A 5,040-nucleotide genomic window follows, 5' to 3' on the forward strand; every position below is an offset into this window, starting at 1 on the left:
GCCTTGACCGGAATCCGCTCGCTGATGTCTTCCGAGGCCGCGGTGCGAGCAGTGTCGCACCTGCTCAGCCATTCCGGACCGCTTCGCCCGATCTATGTCGGCGCAGATGTGCCGCCGGTCGCCGTCGAGGCCATCATCGCCGCCTTTCGCAGAGGTTTGGGGCGGCGTGAGCGCCTGATGGCTGTGCCGGCCGGTCTGATACGGCCGGTCGTGGCCGCGCTCGGCAGGCGGGCGTTCTGGGACAGCCTGACCGCGACACAGATATGCGACCCCGCCCTGCTGGTATCGCAGGGGTGGACGCCTGAAGCCCGCACGGTCGAGCGGCTGGCCGAGCTGGCGCGGCTCGGTAGATCCTGACTTTCTTGCTTGACCATGATCTTTCCCAAAAACCGGCTTCCACTTTTTGGGATCATGGTCTGCGGTAGAGCGTTCCAAACAGTATCCGAAGATCGAGCCAGAACGACGCAGTGCGGAGGTAGGCAGCATCCGTTTCGGCCAAAAGCTCCGGGTTCGACATGTCGATGCACCTGATCTGGGCCAGGCCGGTTATGCCCGGCAGCGCCGCCAAAACCCCCAGCCGCCTGCGACACTCGATCAACTCGGTTTGGGTCGGCAGGCAGGGGCGCGGCCCGACCAGGCTCATTTCGCCCTTCAGGACATTCCAGAATTGCGGCAGCTCGTCGAGCTTGAACTTCCGTAGGACCTTCCCGACCGATGTCACGGAATCCGCCGGCGCCTCATGCGAGGGTAGTGACGGCGTCCCGACATACATCGTGCGCAACTTGTGGCAGCGAAAAAGCCGACCGTCACGGCCGACCCGCACCTGTGAAAAAATAGCCGGGCCCGGCGACGATGCCCGAACGGCAAGGACGGTGAGCGCCAAGACAGGAGATGTGGCCACCAGCAGCAGAGCCGCACCGGCAATATCGAAGATTTGCTTGGCTGTCTTCATGAACGGCCGATAGTGCTCCCTGCCGAAGTCCCGAGGCAACGCCGCAGGCCAATGCCGTCAATCCGGTCGACGTAGCATGAGCCGATCTCTTGACCAAGCGCGCCACGCAGCCGTCGCAATGTTCAGATGCGCCCCAGGATGAAGGCGAGATAGAGCCCAATGTTTCCGGAAACGGTCTGCCGATAGACGCCGCTTTGGCGCAAGCCTGCCAAGCGGCGGGAAAGGCCACCGTTGCGCCCGCGGATGAAAAGGTCGAGGCACGCCGTCGCGTCCTCGGTCAGGAGATCGCGATTGACGGCGAGACCGTCGAGGTTGAGGTCCGTCCAGCCGGCGAATTCCCCCTTGAACAGGCGGCCAAGCCGAGAGAACCTTGCTTTCCAGGACACGTTGGCGCCGACCAGGTTTGCCGCGTGCTGCCGGTAGCGCACCAGCGGTCGCGGATCGTAGCGGACGATGCCGGCGGCGGCGGTCACTATGAGATAGGCCCACCAGTCATGGCTGACGAACCCGGTCCGCGTGGAGGCCCTGGCCAGCAGGTCGCGTGCCGCGGCGTTGAGCAGGATTGTGTTGCCGCCGGCGATGCTTTGCACAAGCGCATTGCGAAAGGATGGCGGCCGGGCAAACAGCGGCGAATGGCCGACAAGGCTTCCTGTTTCCGTCATGGTTGCGGTTCGCGAACAAAACATCAGCGGGGTTTTCGCATCCTGGGTCCGCATCCAGCTGATAGCGCTCTCCAGCCTGTCGGTCTCCCAGATATCGTCCTGGTCGCAGAAGGCATAGCAGTCCGCCTCGATGCGTCGGTCGACGATCATGGAGCGGAAATTGGCGGCGAAGCCTTGCCGCGGCCCCTCTACCAGCGTCATCCGCCCCTTGGGCCGCCAGCGGGATTTCCATGTCTCGATGATGGCGGTCGTGCCATCGGTGGAGCCATCGTCTGAAATCCACAAGTCGACCAGAGGGTGCGACTGCTCGAGCAGGGACTGCAGCTGCTCCTCGATGAAGGCGGCGCCGTCTTTCGTGCCCATCAGGACCGCGATGCGCAGATCATCTTTGCTCACGAGCAAGATCGCTTTCTGAATTCTGAACGGGCCTAGCTCGCCTGCCCCGCCGTTTTCGGGATCGCGTCTTGACGTGCACTTGCCCTGGCCTTCTTGGCGCGGTCGAGACCTGCCAATGCGGCGAGCGCGCCAGCCTTGTCCTGGTTTTTCGCCGACTGCTGCAGGGCCGTGAGCGCGACCTGGACATCCGACCATTCCACGACGTCCGTGCTGAGGCCGAAAACCTTCGAGATGCCGAGTTCGACGAGTTCCTCGTCTTCGCCATGCAGCGTTTCGTGAAGTTTTTCGCCCGGCCTGATGCCGGTGAACCGGATCGCGATGTCCTTGTATGGGCTCTTTCCGGACAAGCGGATCATCGTTTCGGCCACTTCAAGAATCGGCACCGGCTTGCCCATGTCGAGCATATAGACGGCGTAATCGTGTCCGCTCTGCCGCGACGCGGCATCGGCCGCCGACATGATGACGAGATCGACGGCTTCGGCCACGGTCATGAAATAGCGCGTCATGCGTCGGTCGGTGATGGTGACGGGTCCCCCAGCCTCGATCTGCGCCTGGAATATGGTCGCCACCGAACCATTGCTGCCGAAAACATTGCCGAACCGCACTGCAATGAACTTGGTGGCCGGGAGGCGCCCGCCCGTCTCGCCTGCCGGCGTGCCGTGCAAGGCACTGATGATCTGTTCGGCGGCCCGCTTCGTCATGCCAAGCACCGATGAGGGATCCACCGCCTTGTCGCTCGATATCAGGACAAATTGCGCAACCCCGCACTTGGCGGCAACCTCGGCACAGACGAGCGTTCCGAAAATATTGGTCTGGATGGCCGAATCCCAGTTCTCCTCGAGCAGCGGAACATGCTTGAGCGCCGCGGCGTGAAAGATGATGTCCGGCCGGAATTCGGTGACGACACGCATTATCTGGCGCCGGTCCGCGACATCGACGATGCGGACCTTGAGGCGGTCGTGGTCCTTCTCGTCAACATACTGGCTCAACTGGAAAATGCCGAACTCGGAGTTGTCGGCGACCAGCACCGCCTCGGCTCCCAGTTCCAGCGACCGCTTGACCAGCGTCTGGCCGATTGAACCGGCGCCGCCGGTCACCAGAACGCGTTTGCCGCTGACAAAGGCGCCGATGCGCTGGATATCGGACGCGACCGCCGGACGGCGCAGGATCGTTTCCATCTCGACGGTGTCGAGAACCAGCTTTCCGTGCTGTTCCAACTCCGAAAGGCCTGAGAACTGCACCACATTTATATCGCCGTGCCGGGCAATGCGCACGAGTTCCGAATAGTCCTCGATTTCGTGCTCGGCGCCGCTGCCGAAAATCAGCAGGTCCAGGCTTTTGGTGCCGGTCGCATAGTCTTCCAGGACATCGATCAGGCGCGGCATGGTTGCCACCACGGGAACACCTTGAATCCGCGTGCCCAACGGTGCGCCGCGCTCGGTCGCCATGATGCCTGCGATGGAATAGTCCGCCGGTTGCGCCGTGCGCGTGAAGCGAATGATCAGGTCGGCCTCGCCAAGCCGGCCAACGAACAGCGCGCGCTTGGGCTCAGTATCATCGGACTTGCGGCCAAGAATGCCCCAGCTCGCGCCGTCACGCAGGAAGCGGTAGAACAGCCGGGGTGCCGAGATGATGGTGAAGGAGACGAGGAAGAAGACGATGAACTGACGCTCGTTGAGCCCTGCGACCGGCCGGTAAAACCGCAGCAGCAGCGACGCCATGTAAAGAGTGAACGTCAAGATCGCGCAGCTCTTCAGGATGTTGAAAAAGTCCGGCGTCGAGGCGAAGCGCCAGACGGTGGTGTAGAGGCCACTGTAGCGGAACAGCAAATGGCTGATGACGACGATGCCCGCCCATGTCGCCAGCCCCTCCTTGGAGAGCGCTTCGAACGAAAGATTCGACCGCGAAAGCACGAGGCTGAGTGCCACGGCGACCAGGACCATGACCACGTCCTGGACCATGATGAAGACGCGCCGCATCTGTGGCCTGAGCCCGAATACTGATTCGAGGTAAGAATTCATTGGACGGCACTAGACTCCAGGCTCAAGGGCATCGACACCAGCGAAGTGCGAACACGAAGATACTTCGCGACCAATCCACCTTAAGTGCCATCCCCGGCCCCCGCCGTGGTGTATCGCATACTGCGGGGCGGAGGGCATAGCTAGAGGTTTTTTCGAGAAGAGGCGTCCAGTGGAGAACATGGATCATGCTGGGGCGATTGTCGCAAAGGAAACATTATCAAGAGCTAATAGATAAGTCACACAGCATCAGCATGCGTTCAGTTTTGCCGCAGTTGACTCTGCTCCCCACCGCGTTACGACGCAATGCGTTGCCATATGCCCATCGAAATGGCTATTAGAGACGGGCTTGGTGGTTCGCTATGGCCAGCGAAGAATAATGCGCCAGAATAACGGATTGCGATACTCCCAGCTATGATTGCGGCACTAAACGGCGCTTTTGACGACATCTCAAAGGCCATGAGATTACACCGGGTCTGGATCGCGCTTGCCCACGAGGACATCGGCGACCAGCACAGACGCACGACGCTCGGCCCGCTTTGGATGCTGGTCAATTATTTCGCTTTCGTCGGCACTTTTGTCTTTGTTTTCGTGACCACCGACGCCAGCAACCCAAGCTATATAGCCTATGTAGCCATCGGCATGCTGGTCTGGTTTTATCTCACCGAGACCATCACCATGAGCGTGTCGCTTTTCCAGCGAGAAGCGAGCTTCATTCAAGGCACAACGCTGCCGCTGTTCGTCTATGTGATGCGATTGACGATGCAATGCATCATCAGGGCTGCTTATTCGTTGGCGGGTTGCGCTCTTGTTCTGCTGCTGGGCGGTTATGGGATCAGCGCGAATTGGCTGCTATCGCTGCTGGGTCTGCTGCTCATCATCCTGGCAACGCCTGCATTCGTAACGGTTTTTGCGTTCTTGGGCGCCTTCTTTCCCGATAGTGAGTTCATCGTCGGGAATCTGATGCGGGTCGGCATGTTCTTCACGCCGGTGTTCTGGGTCTATAGCGGTC

General features: G+C 60.9%; 4 protein-coding genes and 1 pseudogene. 2 read left to right on the plus strand and 3 right to left on the minus strand.

What is annotated here, in order from left to right; translation table 11 throughout:
- A pseudogene (locus EN749_RS30270) lies at window positions 1–357 on the plus strand (epimerase); the annotation flags it as partial.
- 52 nt (window positions 358–409) lie between these two features.
- Here the strand turns inward: EN749_RS30270 and EN749_RS30275 are convergent.
- The 3 genes from EN749_RS30275 to EN749_RS30285 all read right to left on the minus strand — a co-directional run bounded on the left by EN749_RS30275 (window position 410) and on the right by EN749_RS30285 (window position 4,031).
- On the minus strand, window positions 410–952 hold the full coding sequence (locus EN749_RS30275) for a sugar transferase (protein WP_127397109.1): 543 nt from the start codon (window positions 950–952) through the stop codon (window positions 410–412).
- 122 nt (window positions 953–1,074) lie between these two features.
- Window positions 1,075–2,010, minus strand: a complete 936-nt coding sequence (locus EN749_RS30280) for a glycosyltransferase family 2 protein (protein ID WP_127320325.1) — start codon at window positions 2,008–2,010, stop codon at window positions 1,075–1,077.
- A 32-nt stretch (window positions 2,011–2,042) separates the two neighbouring features.
- Window positions 2,043–4,031 (minus strand): nucleoside-diphosphate sugar epimerase/dehydratase, encoded by a 1,989-nt coding sequence (locus EN749_RS30285; RefSeq protein WP_189367802.1) that lies wholly within the window; start codon window positions 4,029–4,031, stop codon window positions 2,043–2,045.
- 411 nt (window positions 4,032–4,442) lie between these two features.
- Here EN749_RS30285 and EN749_RS30290 point away from each other — a divergent pair.
- Window positions 4,443–5,040 (plus strand): ABC transporter permease (locus EN749_RS30290; RefSeq protein ID WP_128364539.1); only part of this gene is annotated, 598 nt, incomplete at its 3' end.

This window comes from Mesorhizobium sp. M7A.F.Ca.ET.027.02.1.1, from assembly GCF_004022985.1.
GTDB lineage: Bacteria > Pseudomonadota > Alphaproteobacteria > Rhizobiales > Rhizobiaceae > Mesorhizobium.